Origin of the sequence: Bradyrhizobium sp. AS23.2 (assembly GCF_001908185.1) — a bacterium.
Lineage (GTDB): Bacteria > Pseudomonadota > Alphaproteobacteria > Rhizobiales > Xanthobacteraceae > Bradyrhizobium.
The window spans coordinates 18,920-42,892 of record NZ_LGHM01000043.1 but is presented as its reverse complement, the minus strand read 5'-3'; the positions used below and the strand labels follow the sequence as shown (position 1 = coordinate 42,892).

Sequence of the window (23,973 nt, the reverse complement as noted above, 5' to 3'; positions counted from 1 at the left end):
GGAGGACATCACCGTGAAAGCCTCGCGCACCCCAAGCCTCATCGGCGCCGCGCTCGTTGGCGTGCTGGCCATGAGCAGACTAGCAACACAAGCCCTCGCCCAAGAGACCTATTTCGATAACCTCGCCAACCTCCCGTTCGCCGAAGGCCGGCCCACAAAGCAGACCGCGCAGACGCTGCGCGACGAACTGCTGTTTCAGCGGGCGACGCAGACCTATCTCTGGGCGTTACCATTGATCAACACGCTCGGCATGCAGGTCGGGTCGGAAAGGACATTCGGCGCCGGCTACAACGTCTTGCCGATCTGGAAAAAGCGCCTCGACGCCAAGACCCTGGTGACGACTCCCAACTCCGACGTGCTCTATGCCATGAGCTACGTTGACTTGGGCGCGGATGGTCCGCTGGTAATGGAAGCGCCGCCCGGGCTGCAAGGCATCCTGCTCGACTACTGGCAGCGCCCCATCCCGGTCGATGGTGGCGGGTTCGCGGGTGATGTCGGCCTGGCTGGACCGGACGCTGGCAAGGGCGGAAAGTTTCTACTGTTGCCACCCGACTACAAGGGAACGGTGCCGGAAGGTCATTTCGTCTACCGCTCCGGGACAAACAACGTCTTCATCTTCCTGCGCGGGTTCTATGATGACCCGAACAATCTGACGCCGGCCGTCTCACACCTTGAACGGACCAGGATATATCCGCTGAATGGGGAGGCTTCCGCCAAGCCGATGAAATTCCCGGACGCCTCCGGTGTCCCGGTCAACATGCTGCCGATCAGCGACGACAGCGCCTTCGATCAACTCAAGCGTCTCGTGGACAGCGAGGGCGACAGCCTCGCTGGCCCCGATTGGCTCGGCATGCTGGCAGCGATCGGCATCGTCAGGGACCAGCCATTCACACCCGATGTGCATGCGCGGGAGGTGCTCGATCGAGCCGCGAAGACCGCGTACAAGATGAGCCGCGTCCTCGGCTTCGAAGAAGTCGTCGGCGGCATCTCCTACAAGATATATTCAGACCGTCACTGGGCCAATCCCTTCGCCAGTGGCACACCGTCAAAGCCATCAGGTGCGTTCAATACGTCCTGGATCAATACGGCGGGAGGGTATCTAGCCCTCGACTCCCGGATCAACTTCTTCACCAACTACTACTCGATCAGCCCCGGCATGTTGTCGATCACGCCGGGCAAGGGTGCCAATTACTTGATGGTCTTTACCGATAGCGAGGGCGCGCCCTTGTCGGGCGGCGGCAACTATCGTCTGAGCCTGCCCGCCAACGTCCCGGCTGCCATCTTCTGGTCGGTAACGCTCTACGAGGCTGAGAACTCCTCCGGTCTCGCGAACGGTCAGCCTTTCCCCTCGCTCGGCTCGCGCGACAAGCCGGCACAAAACGCTGACGGCAGCACGGATATCTACCTTTCCCCCCAAGCACCTGCGGGCAAGCAAGGCAACTGGCTCGCTACGGTGCCCGGCAGGGGGTATTTCGCCATCCTCAGGCTCTACGGCCCAACCGAAGCTGCCTTGAACAAGAGCTGGAAGCCTGGCGACATCGAAATGATGAAGTGACACTAACGGGTCGCGTAAGTCGCTTGGAAAAACGATGTCCGTTTGGGGGTCACAAGGCGAACTTTCGGTGACGGGGCCGCGTGTCGGCTTTTCCACTCAAAAGCAGACATCCCGGATTTACGAGTACACGCGCTAATCCGTCCTACGCCGCTTCAAGCTCACCCGTACTTCAGCTTCATGAACAGAATGCCGCCGGCGAGCAGCATGGTGACGGCGTTGGCGGCGACCAGCGGAGCGTCGCCGCTGAGCAGGCCGTAGACGAGCCAGAGCGCCAGGCCCAGCACCATGACCAGGAACATGCCGAGCGAGATGTCGCGGGCCGAGCGCGTCTTCCACACCTTGATGAACTGCGGCGCATAGGCAACGGTGGTGCAGGTTGCGGCGGCAAAGCCGAGCAGCTTGATCGCGAGGGGTTCCATGCCGGCTCTATAGCATGGATTCGATCCTGGTCGTGCCTGGAGCGTTTTCGAGCGAAGTGGATACCGGTTCGCGTAAAGAAAACGCGTCAAAATGAGAATCGAGAGCCGCGTTCCGATTCCATCGGAACGGGGCTCTAGGCCCGGCGGGATGCCACGAGGCTGCGGTAGAGCGCGGCGTAGTCGCCGGCGCGGTTGCGCCAGGAGACGTCGGTCGCAAGGCCGCTCAATTGCAGCCGGCGCCAGGTCAGCTTGTCGTGGAAGGCGATGTTGACCTTGCGCAGCGTGCCGGCGAGGGCATCCGCGGTCACGGGGCCGAACTTGAAGCCGGTGGCATCGCGGTCCGACGTGTCGGCCTCGCCGACATCGACGATGGTATCCTCGAGACCGCCGACGCGCGACACGATCGGCACGGCACCATAGCGCAGCGCGCAAAGCTGGGTCAGGCCGCATGGCTCGAACCGCGACGGCACGATCAGCGCGTCTGAGCCGGCCTGGATCAGATGCGCCAAAATCTCGTCGTAGCCGATCACGACCCCGATGCGGCCGGGATTTGCGCGCGCAACGGCCTGATATCGATCCTGGAGATCGCGGTCGCCGCTGCCGAGCAGCGCGAGCTGCATGCCTTCGCCCAAAATGGTCGGAATGGCCTCGAGCAGGAGATCGAGTCCCTTCTGCCAGGACAGGCGGCTGATGACGCCGAGCAACGGCGCTTCGTCCGAGGAATCGAGATTGAACTGCTTCTGAAGCACCGCCTTGTTCGCCGCCCGAAACGTAAGATCCTCCGCGCCGAAGCGGTAGGCGATGTGCGGATCTTCTTTCGGATTCCAGACCTCGATGTCGATGCCGTTGAGGATGCCGCTCAGCACGCCCGCGCGTTCGCGAAGCAAGCCGCCGAGCCCCATGCCGCCTTCGTCGCTCTGGATCTCATGCGCATAGGTCGGCGACACCGTCGTGATGCGATCGGCGAATTGCAGCCCGGCCTTCAGGAAGCTGATGCCGCCGAAATATTCGAGGCCGTGAACGTCGAAGGAGCTCCAGGGCAGGCCGATCGCACCGATCAGCTCGCGGTCGAACTTGCCCTGATAGGCCATGTTGTGAATGGTCATCACGGTGCCGGGCCGCGGACGATTGTCATAGTGCAGATAGGCCGGCGCGAGCCCCGCCTGCCAGTCATGGGCGTGCACGACATCGGGCACGAAGGCCGGAACGAGGCCGTGGCCGATGTCGGCGGCGACGCGCGACAGCGCTGCGAAGCGCATGCCATTGTCGGGCCAGTCGACGCCCTCGGCTGTCACGTAAGGGTTGCCCGGCCGGGCGTAGAGATGCGGCACGTCGAGCACGAAGAGGTCGAGCCCATCGTGGGAGCCGGCGAGCAGCCGGCCCGGTCCGCCGAAATAGTCCGGCCAGCGCCGGATTTCCTCTGCGCCCGAAACGAGCCGCACCACGTCGGGATAGCCCGGCATCAGCGTGCGCATCTCGACGCCATGTGCCTTCAGTGCGAGCGGCAGCGCGCCGACGACATCTGCGAGGCCGCCGGTCTTGACGATGGGATAGACTTCGGAGGCGACCGCGAGGACGCGAACAGGCATCATGTATTGAGCCTGTCGAGCATCGGCTGCGTGATGAGCGAAATGCCGGTCTCAGTGGTCCGGAAGCGCTGGGCATCGAGGCGCGGATCCTCGCCGACGACGAGGCCCTCGGGAATCTCGACGCCGCGGTCGATCACGACGTTCTTCAACCGCGCCCCGCGCCCGACACTCACATAAGGCATGATCACGGCGTTTTCGACATTGGCGTAGGAGTTGATGCGCACGCCGGTGAACAGCAGGGAGCGGCGCAGCGAGGCGCCGGAGATAATGCAGCCGCCCGAGACCAGCGAGCTCACTGCCTGGCCGCGCCGGCTCTCCTCGTCGTGGACGAATTTCGCGGGCGGCGTGATCTCCGCGTAGGACCAGATCGGCCAGGCGCGGTCGAACAGGTCGAGCTCCGGCACCACGTCGGTGAGGTCGATGTTGGCGGCCCAATAGGCGTCGACGGTACCGACGTCGCGCCAATAGGCGCCGCCGTTGCTGCCGGAGCGAACGCAGGAGGTCGAGAACTGGTGCGCGATCGCGCGGCCGTTTTTGACGATATAGGGAATGATGTCCTTGCCGAAATCGTGGTTCGAGTTTGGGTCCGCGGCGTCGCGCTTGAGTTCTTCGTAAAGGAATTTTGCATCGAACACATAGATGCCCATGCTGGCGAGCGAGACGTCCGGCTTGCCAGGCATCGGCGGCGGATCGGCGGGCTTTTCGAGGAACGACTGGATCCAGCCGTTCTCGTCGATATGCATGATGCCGAAGCCCGAGGATTCCGCGCGCGGCATTTCGAGGCAGCCGACCGTGACGTCGGCGCTACTCTCGACGTGCTGGCGCAGCATCACCTCGTAGTCCATCTTGTAAATGTGGTCGCCGGCGAGCACCACGATGAAGCGGGCGTTGTGGGACTCGATGATGTCGATGTTCTGGTAGACCGCATCCGCCGTGCCGACATACCACATGTTCTCGGAGACGCGCTGGCTGGCGGGGAGAATGTCGAAGCTCTCGTTGCGCTCGGGACGGAAGAAGTTCCAGCCCATCTGCAAATGCCGGATCAGGCTGTGAGCCTTGTACTGGGTGGCGACCGCGATACGGCGAATGCCGGAGTTCACCGCGTTCGAGAGGGCGAAATCGATGATGCGGGATTTGCCGCCGAAATAGACCGCGGGTTTGGCGCGCCGGTCGGTCAACTCCAGCAGCCGACTGCCGCGCCCGCCGGCCAGGACGAACGCCAGCGCCTGACGGGCGAGCGGCTCATTACCGACGGCACTCATGTCATCCTCCCACACTCTGGCGCATGCCCGACCTTCGCGAGACGGCTCTGGGCCGCGCACCATTGGAACCGATAGTAGCGGTACGAATGGTAAATCGGGAAGGTGGTTGTTGGTTGCGACCGCGCGGGAAGCTTAATGCTTTGCGGTGGTCTGTGGCCTTGAGGTGGCCTCGGGCTTCGTCGCACCGGTGTCATATCCGCACGGCGTGCCGGCGCCGGGCAAACCGCAATCCAGGCATGCGCGGCTCTCTTGTGCGTCGCACGCAAATTGGGGCTTTGACCTGGCGCAAGGATGTCCGATCATGCGCCCGCAATCCTCTTCCAGGTGAAAACGTCAGACAGGGAGGAGACCATGAGTATGTGGAAAATGGCAATTGCCTGTTCGCTGGTGGGCGCGGTGATGGCCGGTCAATTGGAGCAGGCCGCGGCGGCTCCGCTTCCAACCAATGTCGCGACCATGAAGGCCGCATCGGGCGATGATGTCACCCAAGTGCAATGGCGCGGCAGAGGCTGGGGCGGCGGTTGGGGATGGGGCCTCGGCGGCTTCGCGGCTGCTGCGATCATCGGCGGTGCTATCGCGAGCAGCGCACCCTATGGCTATTATGGCGGCGGCCCGTATTACGGCGGCTATGGATATCCGGGGCCGGGTTACGGCTATGGTTATGCGCCCGCCTATTACAGCTATGGGCCTGCCTACGCCTATCCGAGATACTATCGGCCTTATCGACCCTATTACGGCTATGGCTATGGCCGGCCGTACCAGGTCTATCAGCGCCCCTATTACGAATACGGCGGATATTGGTGAGCGCTCGCGACTTAGCTTTGAGCATGATCTTTTCGGAAAACCGCTGCGCACTTTGCGCTAACGCGGCCCTGCGGGTCCGGATCATGCTCTAGAGCGACAGCCACACGAGCAGGCTCATGCAGGCCAGATGCGCGAGCACGATCGCGGCGAGATGCAGTGGGCCGGCCTTGAGACGAAGCCCGCGCATCTTGCCGCCTCCGCCTAGTTCGATCCTGCGGCCGCGGCCGTGAAGCTGCGGTCCACGGCTTGGCTCACGTCGAGCTTCTTCGGCAGGATGCCGTAGCGCGTGGAGCGGTCGGACGCCTCCTGCACCTCCTTCACCACGTTCTCGTCGATCACGATCGGGCTGGTGCGCTGCGCGGTGTAGGCCGACAGCAGCACGTCTTCGGGCAGCTTGGTCAGCTCGGCCGTGCTCCTGGCGTACTCGCCGAGGTGATCCAGCGACCACAGCCGCGCCTTGTTCAGCCGCTGCACGAAGTCCTGCACCGCCGCGCGCTTGGTGGCGATGGCGTTGTCGGAGGCGACGATGAAGGTGATGGTCGGTGTCAGGCCTTCGCCGTCGGCGATCACGCGGGCCTTGTCCTTCAGCGTCGCGAACGAGACGTAGGGCTCCCATACCGCCCAGGCGTCGATCGAGCCCGCGACCAGCGCGATCTTGGCATCGACGGGACCGAGCGGCGCGAAGGTCGCATCCTCCAGCCTGATCTGCGCCTTCTCCAGCGTCGCGTCGATCAGGAACTGGCCCCAGCCGCCACGTGTGCCGGCGAGGCGTTTTCCCTTGAGGTCGGCCGCCGACTTGATCGGCGAATCCTGGCGCACGAGGATGGCCTGCGTCTTGGCATCCGACCTGGTGCCGCCGATCGCCTTGATCGGCGCGCCGGCGGCATAGACCGAGAGGAAGGAGAGGTCTCCGGTGTAGCCGACGTCGAGCGCGCCGGCGTTGAGCGCTTCGAGGATCGGCGCAGCCGCGGGAAATTCCGACCACTCGATCTTGTAGGGCAGGTCTTTCGCGTAGCCGGAGATTTCGAGCAGCGAGCGGTTGCCGCCTTTCTGGTCGCCGACGCGCAGCACGGCCGTTTCCGCCGCGAATGATGCGGCCGTCGTCGACAACGTGATGACGGCGGCGAACAGCGATAGCGCGAGCCGACGCGTGATGGGATGGTCGTGGGAATTGATGCTCATGTGGCCTGTCTTGTTGCTTTGCTCACGACGCGTGAGCGAACGATGCAGCGAGACAATCAAGTCTATGACCGCGCAATACGCAGTCAATGAAATGGCCATCCGTATTGCGCATGCATCAAGCAAGGACGTTTCATTGAAACGTCTCGCGTGAGAAGGCAGCGTGCGCGCGCTGGAAAGATGCATGAATTCGCGGATGCGATTGCAGGGCTGTAGTCGCGTCTCCCGTGTCCCGGACGCGGTGCAGCGTGCAACGCTGCTCCGCAGAGCCGGGACCCATGCCGCGCAGACTGTTCGCGACAAATGGGCCTCGGCCCATATGCCGCTGTCATTCCGGGGCGCGACGAAGTCGTGAACCCGGAATCCATTCATCCGCAGACACTGCGGCCCGATGGATTCCGGGTTCGCCCTTCGGGCGCCCCGGAATGACGACAGAGCAGCCAGAAACGGCACGAACTCCTCAAGCGCTCGTGAGGAGAGGAGAACGCCTTCCAATCCGGTCGTCATTTCCGAAACGATCCTTCTGCATTTCCTGCGTTCGACAACAATCGCATTGCTATTTGCATCTCCTCCCTTGCAGCGCGCTGCATCCCGTCAGAAATCACACAGACGATCACATCGGGGGACCGGCCATGGGCCTGCAAGAAACAAAAATCGAATCGCTTCCCTTCGTCACTGCCGAACTCAACTACCTCGCGCCGGTTTCGGGCAAGCCCCGCACCTACGCCTTCGATCCGCCGCCGGGCGAGCCCAAGAGCACGTCGCTGCCGGAGCCGCACCAGGTCCCGATCTTCGATGCGCGCCTGATTGCTCAAAACGTCACGCTCGATCGCGAGGGCTTTGCGCTGGTCCGCCATCCGACGCAGGTGAAGGATTTCTACAACGACGAGGAGGTGAGGGCGGTCTACTATCCCGCAGTCGAAGCGTTCCTGCGCGCGACGCTGAAGGCCGACCGCGTCTTCATCTTCGACCATACTGTACGCAAGCGTGTCGAAGGTGCTGCGGATATCCGCGGTGGCGGGCCGCGTCAGCCGGCAACGCGCGTCCATGTGGACCAGACCGCCGCCTCCGGCGCAAACCGGGTGCGTGAGCACCTGCCTGCTGAAGCCGACGAGCTGCTCAGGGGGGCGTGTGCAGGTAATCAATCTGTGGCGGCCGATCCGCGGCCCGCTCCGCGATTCACCGCTGGCGATGGTTGACGGCACGACGGTAGCGGCTGATGATCTCGTTGCCTCCGACCTGATCTATCCCAACCGCCGCGGCGAGACCTATTCGGTGAAATACAATCCGAACCACCGCTGGTTCTATTTCCCGGAGATGACGCCGGACGAAGCGTTGCTGCTCAAGTGCTATGATTCCGCAACCGACGGCCGCACGCGCTTCGGGCCGCACACGGCTTTCGTCGATCCGACTACGCCGGCCGACGCAGTCCCGCGCGAGAGCATCGAAGTCCGGACCCTCGTCTTTCACAAACAGTAACAATCTTTGATGGAACTGCCGGGCGCCACCCGGCAGTTCCGGGAACTTATCGAAACAAGCCGACGTTGCAGCGCCGGGTGGGGCCAACCCGGAGCGATGCCGTGCGCGCGCAAACGACGTTATTGCTTTGCCTGTTCACTTTTTCGCTTTCAGCTCTTTCTGTTGCACATGCCGAGAGCGGGCTTGCCTCCTACTACGGGTACGGAAAAGCCGGCAGGAGCAGCGAGTTGACTTGCGCGCACCGCACGCGCCCATTCGGCAGCGTGCTCAGCGTGTCCTATAGCGGCCGCACCATCCAGTGCCGCGTCAACGATCGCGGCCCCTTCATTCGCGGCCGTATCGTCGACCTCTCGGTGCCGGCCGCCCGTGCGCTCGGCATGATGAGCGCCGGCGTGGTGCGGGTCTCGGTGCAATAGGCCTGACAGCGCGCTATAGTGCCCCCAAAGCAAGGGTGAGGGGGCGCTATGGCGCGGATCAGGGTGGGACTTGTGGGCTGCGGCTTCGTGTCGGAGCTGCATATGTATGCGTTCCGGCGCGTCTATGGCGTAGATGTCGAGGTTGCCGCCGTGGCCGCCCGCGGCGACCATGTCGTTGATTTCGCCGGTCGTCACCGGATCCCACGCGCCTATCGGAGCTTTGCCGAACTGATCGCGGACCGCGAGCTCGATGTCGTCGACATCTGCACGCCGCCCAATCTCCATGCCGAGATGATTGTAGCCAGCATGCAGGCCGGCAAGCATGTCATCTGCGAAAAGCCGTTCGCCGGCTATTTCGGCCGCGAGGGCGATAGGCAGCCGATCGGCAGGCATGTACCGAAGGCGCTGATGTATGAGCGCGTGCTGGAGGAGATGGACCAGACCCGTGCCGCGATCGAGCGCACCGGAAAACTCTTCATGTATGCCGAGGACTGGATCTACGCGCCTGCGGTAACCAAGATGGCTGAGATCATCAAGGCGACCAAGGACAAGATCCTGTTCATGAAGGGCGAGGAGAGTCATTCCGGCTCACACGCGGCGCATGCCGCGCAATGGGCGATGACCGGCGGCGGCTCGTTGATCCGCATGGGCTGTCATCCACTCTCGGCTGTGCTCTATCTCAAGCAGGTCGAGGCGAAAGCGCGTGGCGAGACCATCCGCGTCGCCAGCGTCACCGGCGATGTCGGCAACGTCACAGCCAGCCTCAAGCCGGAGGAGCGCACCTACATCAAGGCCAACCCTGTTGATGTCGAGGACTGGGGCACGCTCACCGCCACGTTCTCCGACGGCACCAAGGCCACCGTGTTCTCCGGAGACATGATCATGGGCGGTGTGCGCAACCTGATCGAGACCTACACGAGCGGCGGCTCCCTGTTCGCCAACATCACGCCGAACACGCATCTGATGAGCTACCAGACCAGCGAAGAGAAGCTCGCCTCTGTTTACATCACTGAAAAGGTCGATCGTAAAACCGGCTGGCAATATGTCTGCCTCGAGGAGGAATGGACGCGCGGCTATCTGCAGGAGATTCAGGATTTCATGGAATGCGCCGCGAGCGGACGACAGCCGCTGTCAGATCTTGCGCTGGCGTACGAGACGATCAAGGTGAATTACGCCGGCTATTGGGCGGCGGAGGAGGGGCGGCGGGTGGTGCTGTAGGACGCCGCCACGCGCTTGCTGACTGGCGATGCCGCCACTTACCAGGCCCCGATAGCCATCAAAACAACAATGGTCATACACGAGACGCAGGCAATCGACGCAGTATAGAATTCGGGTGTGTTCAATGTTGCCTCCTGAGTTAATGTCCTTTCCTGATTTCTGTTGCCGCGAGGGTGGCTCCTATTTCGGGGCGCGCTTCGATTCGATTTCGTCTTGAGTGTCCTTCCCGCCAACGCTATTCGGATCAGCAGGATCGTAATCCGCCTGAAAGAGTTCGGGATGCTTACCCGTGAGCAGAAGCTGTTTGCGCATTTCTGCAAGGCGGGCGCGGCAATATTCGCGATAGAGCAAGTCAAATATGGCGGGCATCCTCACCCCCATCGTTGAAAATCACGATCTGAAATTTCAAGGTCCCTGCTCGAAGGCTCTTCATTGAGAGCCTTGGGCTCCTCTATGGGAGCCTGTCGGCAGACTGCGCCAAAGCTCAAACGCGATTGGCTGACTGGCCTGTATGTACAAAGAAAACGGAACAGGCAAAATTACCTAGATCACACTTGTAGCGGTTTTCTGTTTCAGTAAAACTTCGTCGAACAACCTGAGCGCGCTGCCGTGTGGTCAAAAATCCAACTACAAAGCGAAACAACTTACTTCTGGATGCAAGTACAATCGCCTGCAACGCCGCCAGCGCGATTAGGGGTGTTGTAGAGCGTGGTGCCGCGCTGAGTGCCAAATGCACGCTGTGGCGCAGGCGGCCTCCGGCCGCCGTTCTCAGGAACGACGATGGTTTGCATCGGCTATGGCGACGGATGAGCAGGCTGTCTCCGCGAGCGGATATCGAGAACAGTACTTGCGGAGACAACCCTTCACTCGTCTCGCCGATTTGCGGCGAGCCACCCTCTCCCCACAGCAGAAGGCAAGCTGCCAGCGTGCTTAGCCGTCAATCTATGTCCCGTAAGTCGATCCCTTCGGCAGCGGGAACACCGGGTCCTGCGTGCGAATGTTCGTCGGCCACACCACCGAGATGTGCTCGCCGGCGTTCTGCATCACGACCGGGGTCGAGCGCTCGTTCTGGCCCGAGAGCGGCGTGCCCGGTGGGAAGAATTTCACGCCGTAGCCCTGGATGGTGCCGCCGGCCGGGATGTCGACATCGAGCGCCGCTTTCCGAATAGCCTCGGGTTCGAAGCTGCCGTACTTTTCCTTGGCGACTGGCAGCACATTGTTGAGCAGCACCCAGGTCTGGTTGAAGCCCATCGAGCAGTGCGGCGGCACGTCGGTGGCGCCGGTCTTGGCCTGGTAGCGGGCGACCATGGTCTTGATGAGATCGCCGATGCCCGGTGCGAGCTTTGCCGGGTCCAGCAGCTGCGCCGGCACCGGATCGATGTTGCAGAAATTGTCGATGTCGGCGCCGAAGGTCGCGCGCAGCTTGTCGAGCTGGCTATAGCCGGCCCCCGCGCCGAACAGCATCTTGAAGCGCAAGCCGCTTTCTCGCGCCTGGCGCAGGAACAGGGTGATGTCGGGGTTGTAGCCGGCATGCGAGATCACGTCGGCCTTGGCACGCTTGATTTTTGTGACCAGCACCGACAGATCCGGGGCCGAGGCCGAATAGCCCTCCTTCAGCACGACCTGAAGCCCGGCCTCCTTGGCATAGGCCTCGTCCGCAGCGGCGACACCGACGCCGTAAGGACCGTCCTCGTGGATCAGCGCGATCTTGACGTCCTTCGGATCCATGCCGAGCTTCGCCTTGGCGTGCTCGCTCAAGAAGCCGGCAAAGGCCTGGCCATACTGATCCGAGTGGATCTGCGCGCGAAACACGTATTGCAGGTTCTTGTCCTTGAACACGGCGGTGGAGACGGCAGTCGTGATCCAGAGGATCTTCTTCTGCTGCTCGACCTTCGCCGCCATCGGCACCGCGTGCGCGCTGGAATAAACGCCGTTGATGATGTCGATCTTTTCCTGGCTGATCAGCCGTTCGGCCTCGTTGATCGCCACATCGGCCTTGCTCTGGGAGTCGGCGGCAACAGGCACGATCCTGGTCTTGCCACTGACGCCGCCCTTCTCGTTGACGAGATCGATGGCGATCTGCGCGCCGACCGAGGAGGCAACCGAGCCGCCGGCGGCAAAGGGACCGGTGAGGTCGTAGATCACGCCGATGCGCAATGTCTCGGCTTGCGCCTGGGCCCGTGTCCAATCGAGGCTGAGTGCGGCGGCGGCAGCCGCCGAAGTCTTCAGCAGCTGCCTGCGTGAAGTCGGCATCCTATCCTCCCTCAAAACCGTCGTGTGATTGGTCTTGTTATTCCTTTTGCGAAGTATGGGGAGCGGGAAAGCGGAAAGTCAACATCGCCCAAGGTCGATACGCGCCGGCCGCGGCCCTACGCATCTGCGAGAGACAAAGAGAAAGCCCACCGCTCCTTGCGGAGCGATGGGCTTGATGCCGGCGTGAGCCGATTACTGCGACAGCTTCACAAAGTTCGGAAACTTCATCTTGCCTTCGGCGATCTTCTCGGGCCAGACCACGATCTGCTTACTGTCCTGCCACTGGAAGACGAGGCCGGTCACGGCGCCGGGCCCGGACTTGAGGCCGTGGGTGAACTCGTCGTCCTTGCCGTAGAACTTGATCTGGCCGATCGTGCCCTCGAAGTCGGTCTTCTCCAGTTCAGTGACCATCTTGTCGGGATCGGTCGAGCCTGCGCGCTTGATCGCTTCGGAGATGATGTAGACCTCGTCATAGGCGGTGTAGCCGGTGTAGGCCGGCGGCGTGCCGAACTTGGCCTTGAAAGCGGCCGCGAACGGCTTCGTCTTCGAGGTCACGGCGACATCGGGGGTCGCAACCGCCAGCGAGGGCACGCCGTCGGCGGCACCGTTGGTGTCCTTCCAGAAGGTCGGGCTCAGCGCCTGCGCGCTGATGCCGAACATCGGGATCGGAACCTGCTGGTTCTTCCACTGCACCGTCGGCTGCACGCCGACATGCGAGATGCCGGTCACGATCACGTCCGGCTTCTTGCTCTCGATGTTGTTGAAGATCGGCGTGAAGTCGGTGGTGTCGGGCGAGAAGCGCACGTGCTCGACGACCTTCAGGCCGGCCTTGGGCAGACAGGCCTCGTAGCCGACGTCGAGCGGCTTGGTCCAGGCCGCGTCCTCGCTCATGATCGCGACCGTCTTGAACTTGAGCTTGTCGACGAGAAGATCCTTGGCGGCGTCGCAGACGAGCTGCGCTTGCGCGGCCGAGGTCAGATAGCCGTGGAAGGTGTACTTGTTCTTCTCATAGTCGTTGTGAATGGCCTTAGTGATCTCGTTAGAGGCGGCGCCGGGCGTGATCAGCGGCATTTTCAGCCGTGCGGCCCAGGGCTCGAGCGCCAGCACGACCTCGCTGATGTAGCTCGCGATCACGGCGGAGACCTTGTCCTCGCTCACCGCGCGCTGGAAGGCGCGCACGGAATCCGCGGACGAGCTTTTGTTGTCATAGGTGACGATCTCGATCTTGCGGCCGAGCACGCCGCCCTTGGCGTTGATCTCATCGGCGGCGATCTGCGCGCCGCCCGGGGTCGCGGCACCTGCGATCGACTGCACCTCGGCGATGACTCCGATCTTGATCGGATCGTTCGACTGCGCGTAGGCGGGCGCGGCGAGGCACAGCGCCAGCGCGGAGGCGAGGAAGCTGCTGCCGAGAATCGTCGATGATCGCATGGTCGTTTCCCTTTGCTTGTTTTGTTGTTGATACGCGAGGACTAGAGAAAGTCGGCGCCGGCTTCCGCGGCGAAGCGGCCCGGGTCGCCTTCCCAGACGATCCGGGCATGCTCGAGTACGTAGACGCGGTCGGCATGAGGCAGCGCGAAGGTCACGTTCTGCTCGCCGAGCAGCACCGTGATCGAGGTCGTCTGTCGCAGCTTCCCCAGCGCCTTGGACAATTGTTCGAGGATGACGGGGGCGAGGCCCAGCGTCGGCTCGTCGAGGATCAGGATCTGCGGCTGCATCATCAGCGCGCGGCCGATTGCGAGCATCTGCTGCTCGCCGCCCGACAGGGTCTGCGCCAGTTGGCCCTGGCGTTCCTTGAGGATCGGGAACAACTCGAACAGCCAGGCAAGCTGCGCGGCGCGCTTCTCGTCGGCGAGGTGCTGGCCGCCGAGATCGAGGTTTTCGCGCACCGACATCTCGCCGAACAGCTCGCGCGATTCCGGGCACTGCACGAGACCGCTGCGCGCGATCTTCGCCGGGCTCGTGCCGCGCAGTCTGCCGCCGCCGCGCACGATCTCGCCGGTATAAGGCAGGAAGCCCGAGATCGTGTTGAACAGCGTGGTCTTGCCGGCGCCGTTGAGGCCTACGATGGAGACGAACTCGCCCTCGTGGACGTGGATCGAGACGTTCTCCAGCGCCTGGGCCTTGCCATAAAACACGCTGACATTCTCGACCTGGAGCAGCGGCACCTTGTCCTTGAAGCTGGTCTCGGGTCGCGCATGAGTCTCGATCGCGCCGCCGAGATAGACCCGGCGCACGGTCTCGTTCTTCATGACGTCGTCAGCCTTGCCGGTGACGATCTCCTCGCCGAGATACATCGCGAGCACGCGATCAACCAGCGCCGCGACGCTCTTGACGTTGTGGTCGACCAGCATGACGGCGCGGCCCTCGTCGCGAAAACTGCGGATCAGGTCGGAGAAAACATCGACCTCCGCTCGCGTGAGCCCGGCGAAGGGCTCGTCCACCAGCACGACCTTCGGATCGCGCGCGATCGCTTTCGCAAGCTCGAGCCGGCGCAGATCGGCGAAGGGCAGCGTCGGCGGGCGGCGGTTCATCACGGCACCGAGCCCGACGCGATCGGCAATCCACTTGGCGCGCTCGACCAGCGCCTTGTCCGGGAACAGCATGAACAGGCTGTCCGGCAGCAGCGCGACCATGATGTTTTCCAGCACGGTCTGCCGGTTGAGCGGCCGCGAGTGCTGGAACACCATGCCAAAGCCCTTTCGCGCGATCTTGTGCGCGGGAAGACCGGCGACGTTCTCGCCCTCGAAGACCACTTCGCCTGCGGTCGGGCGCTCGATGCCCATCACGCTCTTCATTGCGGTCGACTTGCCCGAACCGTTCGGCCCGATCAGACCGAAGATCTCGCCGCTATTGACCTCGAAGCCGAGGTTCTTGACGGCGGTCAAGCCGCCGAAGCGTTTTGTCAGGCCGCGGACCTCGAGCACGGGGCGATTTGAAAGCCTCTGGTCCATTACGAGCGAGCCTCGCGCGAGAGGGCCGCTCCGAGGAAGCCGCCGGGGAAGAACAGCACGACGAGGAGGGCGACCGCCGAGACGATGAAGGTCGCGAGCTCGCCGGTCGGCCTTAAGAACTCGCCAGCCACGATCAGGAAGATCGCGCCCAGCGCAGCGCCAAGCACGGTACGTCGGCCGCCGAGCACGGCCGAGACGATGACGTTCACGCCGACGGCGACGTCGACGACGGTGCCGACCGAGGCGGTGCCGAAGTAGAATACCAGCAGCCCGCCTGATAGCCCGGAGAAGAACGCGCTGACGACGAAGGCGGCGAGCTTGTGCTTGACGATATTGAAGCCGAGCGCGCCGGCCTGCACCGGATCCTGGCCGCTCGCCTGCAGCACGAGGCCAATCGGCGATTGCGACAGGCCGTAGAGGATGGCTGCCGAAATCGTCATGAAGCCGAGCGCGATCCAGTAGTTGGCGCCGGCGTTGATGGTGATGACGTCGGGGATGGTGAGGCCGATCTCGCCGCCGGTGAGATCGGCGAACACCACGATGAAATTCTGCAGCATCAGGACCGCGACCAGCGTCGTCAGGCCGAAATACGGCCCGCGTACCCGCAGTGCCGGCAGCGCCAGCACGAGCCCGGCGATGACCGAGGCGAGAGCGCCGAGCAGGATGCAGAGATAGACCGACCAGCCGAACTGGTTGTTGAGGATGCCGGCGGTGTAGGCGCCGACGCCGATCAGGAAGGTCGGGCCGAAATTCACTTCGCCCGCGAAGCCGAACAAGAGGTCCCAGGCCATTGCGAACACGCCGAAATAGAACGCGACGGTCAGGAGGCCGAGCACATAGCCGGAGACGTAGAGCGGCAGCGTCGCCGCGATGATGACGAGCGCCAGCGAGACGAAGAACAGGCGCGAGGTGAAGAAGGTGGACATCTCAGCGCCTCCCCAGAAGGCCCTGGGGCCGGATGTACATCACGAACACGAGCAGCAGCAGCGCCGGGATCGTGCGGTAGGCCGGCGAGACCAGGTAGGCCGTGAGGGTTTCGAGATAGCCGACCACGAAGGCCGCGATCAGCGAGCCGGAGACACTACCGAGCCCGCCGAGCACGACGATCGAGAAGGCACTCGCGGTCAGTGGGCCGACGCTGTAGGAGCTGACCCCCAGGAACATTCCGAGCAGCACGCCGGCGATGCCGGCGAGGATGCCATAGATCGCCCACACCACGATGTAGATGTTGGTGAGCTCGAGTCCCAGCAGGGTGACGCCGCGCGGGTTCATCGAGGCCGCCAGCACGGCCTTGCCGGTGCGGGTGCGGTTCACCAGTAGCCAGAGCAGTGCAATCACGAGGCAGCATACGATGGCGGTGAAGATCTCGTTCTTCGGCGTGCGGACGCCGAGGATCTCGACCACGCCCTCGACGATCGGCAACACCGTCTTGGCGTTGTTGGTGAAGAAATAGGCGATCAGCTCCTGGATCATGATACCCCAGAGCAGCGTGCCGGTGAGGACGAAGATCTCCTTCTCCTCATTGGGGATGCGTCGCGAATCCTGGATCGGTTTCACGACCGCGAAATAGGTGGCGAAGGCGGTGAGGAGGGCGACGGCGACCCCGATCAGCGCGCCGGCATAGGTGCCGACACCGAGGATGCTGGCGGCGGCCCAGGCCGCCACCGCTGCCGCCACCATGATGGCACCGTGGGAGAGATTGAGCACGCCGGAGACGCCGAAGATCAGAGTGAAGCCGGTGGCACCGAGAGCGTAGAGAGCGCTGATGGCAAAGCCATCGATCAGAATCTGGAAAGCTCGCATCTATGATTGGCCGGGTGGCAGCCACGCTGCCGCTTTGAGGAAAGGTGCTGCGGGGAGCCGCATGTGGTAGCTCCCGGGAGGTGGTCCCGGGAGCTGTTCCGGCTAGTTGCTGAGCTTGATGAAGCTCGGGAACTTGACGTCGACCTTCGCGACGTCCTTGGGCCAGACTGCGATCTGCTTGCCGTCCTGCCATTGCAGCATCAGCCCGGTGATCAGACCCTTGCCGTATTTGATCGAGTGGGTGAACGGATCATCCTTGCCGTAGAACTGGACGCGGCCGATCGTGCCTTCCCAGTCGGTCTTCTCGAGCGCATCGACCAGCTTGTCGGCGTCGGTCGAGCCGGCCCGCTTCACCGCGTCGGCGATGTAGTAGACCTCGTCATAGGCGGTGTAGCCGGCATAGGACGGGAAGTTGCCGTACTTCTTCTTGAAGTTCTCGGCGAACGGCACCGACTTCGGCGTCACCGCGACGCCGGGTCCGGAGACGCCCTGGTAGAGCACGCCTTCGGCGGCCTGGTTGGTGTCCTTGCCGAAGGTCTCGTTGGTCGCCTGCGAGGAGATGCCGAACATCGGGATCGGCACCTGCTGGTTCTTCCATTGCACGGTCGGCTGCACGCCGACATGGGAGATGCCGGTGATGATCACGTCGGGCTTGGCCCCCTCGATCTTGTTGAAGATCGGCGTGAAGTCGGTCGTATCAGGCGAGAAGCGGATATGGTCGAGCACCTTCAGCCCGATCTTGGGCAGGCATTCCTCGTAGCCAACGTCGAGCGGCTTGGTCCAGGCGGCGTCCTCGCTCATGATGACCGCCGACTTCATGTGCATCCTGTCGACGAGCAGGTCCTTGGCGGCGTCGCAGACCGAGAGCGCCAGCGCGGCCGACGTCAGATAGCCGTGGAAAGTGTACTTGTTCTTCTCGTAGTCGGCGTGAACGCTCTTGCTGATCTCGTTGGAGGCTGCACCCGGCGTGACGAACGGTGTCTTCAGCCGCGAGGCCCAGGGCTCCAGTGCCAGCACCACTTCGCTGATATAGCTGGCGATGACCGCGTTGACCTTGTCCTCGTTCACCGCGCGCTGGAACGCGCGAACCGAATCCGCCGAGGAGGAGTGATTGTCGTAGCCGATGATCTCGATCTTGCGGCCGTCGACGCCGCCCTTGGCGTTGATCTCGTCGGCGGCGAGCTGTGCCGCCTGCGGAATGGAAGCGCCGGCGATTGCCTGCGCTTCAGCGATCACGCCGATTCGAATCGGATCGGCGGCAAGTGCCGCGCCTGACGCTGCCATCACCGCGCCCGTGGCGGCCGCACCAAGCGCTATTCGCAGTGCACCAGAGAGTGCCTTATTCATGTTGTTCTCTCCCTTGAACCAAGCTTCTTTTGAGCTATTGGGGCGCGACTATAACGGCGACGGCATTCTCGGCAAGTGAAACCGCGTTCAGGATTGTGAGAGCCGGACTAAAGTCTACCGCTGCGTAAATAGCGGGCAGAGGTGCTGGACCGGTTTCGCGCGCAGGCATGCAAATCTGGTCGGCGGGCATGCGTGGGTATCGCAAGCACATAATGACACGATCGATGAACAGCGATGTCGTCGAATAGTTTCAATGCGCTTGCAGCAGCGATGGATCGAGCGGCTCGAGCCGGGCGGGATCGAATGGCGAGAGGTCCACGTCGCGCGCTGCGCCCTCGGCGATCAGTTGCGCCAGCGCCTCGCCCGTCGCGGGCGCGTTGAGGATGCCCCAGACATTGTGTCCGGTTGCAACATAGAGGCCGTCACTCCGCGGCACCCGGCCGATCAGCGGCAGGCCGTCTTGTGTCACCGGACGGAAGCAGGCCTGCTGCGCGATGATCTTCTCGGGACGGAACAGCGGCGACAGCCGCTCGGACATGGCTTGCAGGCGCGCGATCGCGCCGGTGTCCGGTGTCACGGCCGCAGGGTCGATCGGCAGCGGCGCGATGTCGGAGAGTGCCGTGATGTGCGTGCTGCCGTCCGCTCGCGGGAAAACTTCGATCGACACGGCGCCGTCGTCGCCCTCATACTCCAGGAACAACGCATCGGCTGGTACATTGGTGCCGGTCTCGTACACGATGCTTGGGCTGCGCTGGCCATAGACAGCGGGCAGGGTCATCCATTGCGCGGCGAGCAGCGACCAAGGTCCCATCGCGATCACGACGGCGTCAGCCTCGATGACGTTGCCGTCGATCTCGACGCCTTTCGTGGTCGTGCCATCCGCATCGCGTACGATGCTGGTGACGCGGCCAACGCGAAGCTCGGCGCCTTGCGCGAGTGCAGCGTTCATCACGGCCGAAGTGAATTTGCGGGGATGAACGATCGCAGTCGTCTCCGTCGTACCGATGCGCTGCGCGACGACGACGCCGTTGGCAAGCCAGCCGAGCGCGCATGGCGCGTCCCGGCGCGGATCGCCATCGGAGGCAACGAAACCGCTATAAGCCGTCATCGGGCGATAGCCCCAATCGCCTGCGATCTGCCCGGACAGTTGCGCGTGAAGCGCAAAACTGCGCCGCGCCAGCGCATCGAGCGGCGTGCCGGCGCACCAGTCGCGCGCCAGGAAGCCGCCGGCCTTGCCGGAGGCGGCAGCCGCCACCTCGGTCCGTTCGACCACGACGACATCGACGCCGTGGCGGCGGAGGAAATAAGCGGTGCAGGCGCCGATCACGCCTCCGCCACAGATGATGACGCGCATGGGGCTTCCCTGGAATTCTTTTTGCGCATCGAGAGAGCTATCCAAACAATTCGGCGTCGGCGAGGCATGCCGGCGCCGCGTCGCAGGCTTGCCCCGTCTCAGCCTTCGCGCGGCACGATGCGCGCAGCAGCGCCACACTTTTGATACAATTGCCGCCGCGATCATCCGGATCGCGTACCGGACTGCATCATGTATCTTGGCATCGATCTCGGCACCTCGGCGGTGAAGACCGCGCTTGTCGACGACACGCAGCGCGTGGTCGCCAACCGCAGCCATCCCATCGAGACGCTCTCGCCGCATTCAGGCCATTCCGAGCAGGATCCCCGGCAATGGATCGAGGCAGCCTTTGCGACACCGGATGCCCTCAAGGCGGATCATCCGCGCGAGCTTGCCGCGGTCGAGGGCATCGGTTTGTCCGGTCAGATGCACGGCGCCACGCTGCTCGATGCCGACCACAAGCCGCTGCGGCCCTGCATTATCTGGAACGACGGCCGCGCCGTCGCCGAATGTCGTTTGCTGGAAGAGCGCTGGCCCGGGCTGCGGAGCGCGACGGGCAACAAGGCGATGCCGGGCTTCACCGCGCCAAAACTGCTTTGGATCGCGGCGCACGAACCAGAGATTTTTGCCGCGACGAAGCTCGTCCTGCAGCCAAAGGCTTATCTGCGCCTGATCCTGTCAGGTGAGGCGATCGAGGACGTCTCGGATGCCTCGGGCTCGCTCTGGCTCGACGTGACGCGGCGCGACTGGTCGGACGAGGGCCTCGCGGCCACTGGCCTGTCGCGCGCGCAGATGCCGCGCCTTGTCGAGGGCTGTGCGCCCGCGACGCGGCTGACGCGGGAGCTCGCGCAGCGCTGGGGCATGACGAAGCAACCGGCGATCGCGGGCGGCGCCGGCGACAATCCGGCTGGCGCGGTCGGCATCGGTGCGATCCGGCCGGGCAGCGCGTTCATCTCGCTCGGAACCTCAGGTGCGTTGCTGACGCCGACCGATGCAGTCGCCGCGAACCCGGAGCGGGTGGTGCACACCTTCTGCCATGCGATCCCCGGGATGTGGCTTCAGGCGGGTGCGATCCTCTCGGCGGCGTCCTGCCTGACCTGGGCCGCGCGGTTGTTCGGCGCCTCCGAGGCGGAACTGCTGGCGCCGCTCGGTCAACGTCCGCAGGCGCCGTCGCCCGTTAGCTTCCTGCCTTATCTCTCCGGCGAACGGACGCCGCATGATGATCCCGACGTCCGCGGCCTGCTCGATGGCCTCGATCACGGTACCGATCGCTCCGCGATCATGCAGGCCGTGCTCGAAGGCGTGGCTTTTGCGCTCGCCGATTGCCGCGATGCGCTCGCCAGCGCGGGCATCAAAGTCGCGGAAGCCGACGTCATCGGCGGCGGCTCGCGGTCGCCGTTCTGGCTCGCGGTGTTGGCCAATGTCCTGCGCGTGCCGATCCATCGTTTTGCTGACGGCGAGACTGGAGCTGCGTTCGGCGCGGCACGATTGGGGCGTCTTGCCGTCACCGGCGAGACGATCACAAGCGTGTGCACGCCGCCGCGGCGCATCACGACGTTCGAACCCGACCGCGCGCTCAGCGAGGCCTATGCCGCGCGGCTGATCGAGTGGCGCAAGCTGTACCGGCCGGGTCACTAGCCGCATCTTCCGCGTGTAAAATTGCGTTCGATCGCCTCGACGCCCCCGGTTCGGTATTGCCCTCTCCCGCGGCCTTTTGTTTAATGCGTAAACCGCGCTGCCAAACCCAAAAGACGCGGACAGGAAACGCGTTGCGCCGGGAGGCACGATGAACGATCCCATCCTCGAGATGCGCGGGGTCTCGAAATCCTTTTTCGGCATTAAAGCGCTGCGGGCGGTGGACCTCACCGTCTATGCCGGCGAGATTCATGCCCTGATGGGTGAGAACGGCGCCGGCAAATCGACCCTGATGAAGATTCTGTCGGGTGCCTACCGGCCCGATCCCGGCGGCGAGATCCGCATCGAGGGCCAGTCGGTCAGGATCGAAGGCCCGCTCGGCGGCCGCGCGGCCGGCATCTCGATCATCTATCAGGAACTTTCACTCGCCCCGAACCTGACCGTTGCTGAGAACATTTATCTCGGCCGCGAGATCTCCAGTTCCGGCCTGCTGGCGCGCGGCGCCATGCGCGAAGGCGTCGGTCCGATCCTGCAGCGGCTGGGCGCGGACTTTTCGCCGTCGACGCTGGTCGCGCATCTGTCCATGGGCCAGCGCCAGCTCGTCGAGATCGCGCGTGCGCTGCACGCGCGGTCGAAAATCCTGATCATGGACGAGCCGACCACGGCGCTGTCGGCCGGCGAGAGCGAGCGGCTGTTCGCGCTGATCCGCCAGCTTCGCGCCGAGGGCCTCGCCATCATCTACATCTCGCACCGCATGGACGAGGTCTACGCACTCGGCGACCGCGTCACCGTGCTGCGCGACGGCCGCCTGGTCGGCTCGCTCGACAAGGCCGACATTCGCGCCGACACCATCGTCCGCCTGATGGTCGGGCGCGACGTCTCTTCTTTCTACAAGAAGGAGCATGATCCGGACGGCGGGCGGGGTCATCCCGTGCTTGCGGCGATCGACATGGCGGACGGGCAACGCGTCAAGGGCTGTTCGCTCACCGTGCATGCGGGCGAGGTGGTCGGGCTCGCCGGCTTGATCGGCGCCGGCCGCACCGAGCTTGCGCTTCTCATCATCGGCGCTGGAACCAGGACATCCGGCCGCGTCGAGGTCGAGGGCCACGAAGTCAATATTCGTACGCCCGGCGAGGCGCTCGAGGCTGGCCTCGCCTATCTCACCGAAGATCGGAAAGCGCTCGGCCTGTTCCTGGACATGTCGTGCTTGGACAATATCAATCTCGCCGTCCTCGGCCATGACGCAAAACTCGGCTGCATCCTCGATCGCGACAAGGCGCGCGACCGTGCCAACAAGGCTTTCACGTCGCTCAACATCCGGGCCGCCAATGTCGGCGTCTCCGCCGGCGGGCTCTCCGGCGGCAACCAGCAGAAGGTGCTGCTGTCACGGCTGCTTGCGATCGCGCCAAAAGTACTGATCCTCGACGAGCCGACCCGCGGGGTCGATGTCGGCGCGAAGTCCGAAATCTATTCGATCATCGACAATCTCGCCAAATCCGGCACCGCGATCCTCGTCATCTCGTCCGATCTGCCGGAGATCATCGGCATCTGCGATCGCGTCATCGTCATGCGCGCGGGCCGCATCGCCGGCGAGGTCGCGCGCGGGCCGAATTCGCCGCTGACGCAAGAGGGCATCATGGCGCTTGCCACTGGGATGGAGCATCTCGATGCCTGACAATGGTGCTTCGCAGGCGAAGACCGCCCCGGGCGCGACCAATGGCACCGCCGCGGAAACCGGGCGCCAACGGGTGCGGATGCTGATCAGCGCACTCGGCATGCTGCCGGTGCTGCTGATCCTCTGCATCGGCTTTCACGTGCTGTCCGAGGGGCGTTTCTTCACGGGACAAAACCTCGGCATCGTGTTGCAGCAGGCTGCCGTCAACACCGTGCTCGCCGCCGGCATGACCTTCGTTATCCTCACGGGCGGTATCGATCTGTCGGTCGGCTCGATTCTGGCGGCCTCCGCGATGGCGGGGCTTACGCTGTCGCAACTGCCCGAGTTCGGCGCGCTGTGGCTGCCGGTCTCCGTCCTCACCGGCCTTGGCTTCGGTGTCATCAATGGCGCGTTGATCGCGCTGTTGCGGCTGCCACCCTTCATCGTGACGCTGGGCTCGCTCACCGCCGTGCGCGGGCTGGCGCGCCTGCTCGGCGCCGACACCACGGTGTTCAACCCCGCCATTCCCTATGCCTTCATCGGCAACGGCTCGCTGACGCTCATTCCCGGTGTAGCGTCGATCCCATGGCTGTCGGTGATAGCCTTGCTCGTCATCCTCGTGTCCTGGCTTGTGCTGCGCCGGACCGTGCTCGGTGTGCACATCTACGCGGTTGGCGGCAATGAGAGCGCGGCGCGGCTGGCCGGCATCAAGGTCTGGGCCGTGCTGATCTTCGTCTACGGGGTGTCGGGATTGCTGGCGGGGCTAGGGGGCGCCATGCAGGCGGCACGGCTCTATGCGGCCAACGGATTGCAACTCGGCCAGTCCTACGAGCTCGACGCCATCACCGCGGTGATCCTCGGCGGTACCTCCTTCGTCGGCGGCATTGGCTCGATCTGGGGAACGCTGGTCGGCGCGCTGATCATCGCCGTGCTGTCGAACGGCCTCATTCTCGTCGGAGTGTCCGACATCTGGCAATACGTCATCAAGGGCCTGGTGATCATCGGCGCCGTCGCGCTCGACCGTTACCGGCTGCAAGGCTCCGCCAGAACCTAAA

At 63.8% G+C, this 23,973-nt stretch carries 19 protein-coding genes and 1 pseudogene; 8 read left to right on the top strand and 12 right to left on the bottom strand.

Annotated features, from left to right (window positions below; genetic code table 11):
* The first annotated feature begins 70 nt into the window (after window positions 1-70).
* Complete coding sequence (locus AC630_RS09875) at window positions 71-1,555, top strand: DUF1254 domain-containing protein (protein ID WP_074118404.1); 1,485 nt, start codon at window positions 71-73, stop codon at window positions 1,553-1,555.
* Between the two features lie 158 nt (window positions 1,556-1,713).
* Here AC630_RS09875 and AC630_RS09870 read toward each other — a convergent pair whose 3' ends face one another.
* The 3 genes from AC630_RS09870 to glgC all read right to left on the bottom strand — a co-directional run bounded on the left by AC630_RS09870 (window position 1,714) and on the right by glgC (window position 4,825).
* Window positions 1,714-1,974, bottom strand: coding sequence for a SemiSWEET transporter (locus AC630_RS09870; RefSeq protein ID WP_074118354.1), 261 nt, complete (start codon window positions 1,972-1,974; stop codon window positions 1,714-1,716).
* A gap of 134 nt (window positions 1,975-2,108) precedes the next feature.
* Window positions 2,109-3,566 (bottom strand): glycogen synthase GlgA, encoded by a 1,458-nt coding sequence (gene glgA / locus AC630_RS09860; RefSeq protein WP_074118352.1) that lies wholly within the window; start codon window positions 3,564-3,566, stop codon window positions 2,109-2,111.
* Complete coding sequence (gene glgC / locus AC630_RS09855; RefSeq protein ID WP_074118351.1) at window positions 3,563-4,825, bottom strand: glucose-1-phosphate adenylyltransferase; 1,263 nt, start codon at window positions 4,823-4,825, stop codon at window positions 3,563-3,565. The genes glgA and glgC overlap by 4 nt, the downstream gene beginning before the upstream one ends.
* A gap of 351 nt (window positions 4,826-5,176) precedes the next feature.
* Between glgC and AC630_RS09850 the strand changes: the two genes are divergently transcribed.
* The gene (locus AC630_RS09850; protein WP_074118403.1) at window positions 5,177-5,629 is read left to right on the top strand and encodes a hypothetical protein; all 453 of its coding nucleotides are present in this window, start codon (window positions 5,177-5,179) and stop codon (window positions 5,627-5,629) included.
* A gap of 201 nt (window positions 5,630-5,830) precedes the next feature.
* On the opposite strand, the gene AC630_RS09845 is transcribed toward AC630_RS09850, so the two are convergent.
* The gene (locus tag AC630_RS09845; protein WP_074118402.1) at window positions 5,831-6,811 is read right to left on the bottom strand and encodes an ABC transporter substrate-binding protein; all 981 of its coding nucleotides are present in this window, start codon (window positions 6,809-6,811) and stop codon (window positions 5,831-5,833) included.
* A gap of 629 nt (window positions 6,812-7,440) precedes the next feature.
* Here AC630_RS09845 and AC630_RS09840 point away from each other — a divergent pair.
* From AC630_RS09840 to AC630_RS09830, 3 genes and pseudogenes are all read left to right on the top strand, one after another.
* Window positions 7,441-8,287, top strand: a pseudogene (locus tag AC630_RS09840) (CmcJ/NvfI family oxidoreductase).
* A gap of 101 nt (window positions 8,288-8,388) precedes the next feature.
* Window positions 8,389-8,703, top strand: coding sequence for a septal ring lytic transglycosylase RlpA family protein (locus AC630_RS09835; protein ID WP_074118350.1), 315 nt, complete (start codon window positions 8,389-8,391; stop codon window positions 8,701-8,703).
* Window positions 8,704-8,751: 48 nt separating this feature from the next.
* Entirely contained in the window at window positions 8,752-9,921 is a 1,170-nt protein-coding gene (locus AC630_RS09830) for a Gfo/Idh/MocA family protein (RefSeq protein WP_074118349.1), read from the top strand.
* Window positions 9,922-10,101: 180 nt separating this feature from the next.
* Here the strand turns inward: AC630_RS09830 and AC630_RS09825 are convergent, their stop codons facing one another.
* From AC630_RS09825 to AC630_RS09790, 8 genes are all read right to left on the bottom strand, one after another.
* The gene (locus AC630_RS09825; RefSeq protein WP_143197937.1) at window positions 10,102-10,290 is read right to left on the bottom strand and encodes a hypothetical protein; all 189 of its coding nucleotides are present in this window, start codon (window positions 10,288-10,290) and stop codon (window positions 10,102-10,104) included.
* A 573-nt stretch (window positions 10,291-10,863) separates the two neighbouring features.
* Window positions 10,864-12,174, bottom strand: a complete 1,311-nt coding sequence (locus AC630_RS09820) for an ABC transporter substrate-binding protein (protein WP_074118346.1) — start codon at window positions 12,172-12,174, stop codon at window positions 10,864-10,866.
* 192 nt (window positions 12,175-12,366) lie between these two features.
* Window positions 12,367-13,605: an ABC transporter substrate-binding protein gene (locus tag AC630_RS09815; RefSeq protein WP_074118345.1), complete on the bottom strand. Its 1,239-nt coding sequence runs from the start codon at window positions 13,603-13,605 to the stop codon at window positions 12,367-12,369.
* Between the two features lie 41 nt (window positions 13,606-13,646).
* Window positions 13,647-15,128 carry an ATP-binding cassette domain-containing protein gene (locus AC630_RS09810; protein WP_074118342.1) on the bottom strand — a complete coding sequence of 494 codons (1,482 nt, stop codon included), beginning with the start codon at window positions 15,126-15,128 and terminating at the stop codon, window positions 13,647-13,649.
* A complete protein-coding gene (locus AC630_RS09805; protein WP_074118341.1) occupies window positions 15,128-16,054 on the bottom strand; it encodes a branched-chain amino acid ABC transporter permease in 927 nt (308 codons plus the stop codon). Before AC630_RS09805 ends, AC630_RS09810 begins: the two co-directional genes overlap by 1 nt.
* Before the next feature lies 1 nt (window position 16,055).
* Window positions 16,056-16,931 carry a branched-chain amino acid ABC transporter permease gene (locus AC630_RS09800; RefSeq protein ID WP_074118339.1) on the bottom strand — a complete coding sequence of 292 codons (876 nt, stop codon included), beginning with the start codon at window positions 16,929-16,931 and terminating at the stop codon, window positions 16,056-16,058.
* 102 nt (window positions 16,932-17,033) lie between these two features.
* Window positions 17,034-18,278 carry an ABC transporter substrate-binding protein gene (locus AC630_RS09795; protein ID WP_083636175.1) on the bottom strand — a complete coding sequence of 415 codons (1,245 nt, stop codon included), beginning with the start codon at window positions 18,276-18,278 and terminating at the stop codon, window positions 17,034-17,036.
* A gap of 250 nt (window positions 18,279-18,528) precedes the next feature.
* Complete coding sequence (locus AC630_RS09790) at window positions 18,529-19,632, bottom strand: NAD(P)/FAD-dependent oxidoreductase (protein ID WP_074118337.1); 1,104 nt, start codon at window positions 19,630-19,632, stop codon at window positions 18,529-18,531.
* A gap of 189 nt (window positions 19,633-19,821) precedes the next feature.
* Here AC630_RS09790 and xylB point away from each other — a divergent pair, with 189 nt between their 5' ends.
* The 3 genes from xylB to AC630_RS09775 all read left to right on the top strand — a co-directional run bounded on the left by xylB (window position 19,822) and on the right by AC630_RS09775 (window position 23,972).
* Window positions 19,822-21,267: a xylulokinase gene (xylB, locus tag AC630_RS09785; protein WP_074118335.1), complete on the top strand. Its 1,446-nt coding sequence runs from the start codon at window positions 19,822-19,824 to the stop codon at window positions 21,265-21,267.
* Window positions 21,268-21,415: 148 nt separating this feature from the next.
* On the top strand, window positions 21,416-22,939 hold the full coding sequence (locus AC630_RS09780) for a sugar ABC transporter ATP-binding protein (protein WP_074118334.1): 1,524 nt from the start codon (window positions 21,416-21,418) through the stop codon (window positions 22,937-22,939).
* Window positions 22,932-23,972: an ABC transporter permease subunit gene (locus tag AC630_RS09775; protein ID WP_074118332.1), complete on the top strand. Its 1,041-nt coding sequence runs from the start codon at window positions 22,932-22,934 to the stop codon at window positions 23,970-23,972. Before AC630_RS09780 ends, AC630_RS09775 begins: the two co-directional genes overlap by 8 nt.
* Window position 23,973: the final 1 nt, after the last annotated feature.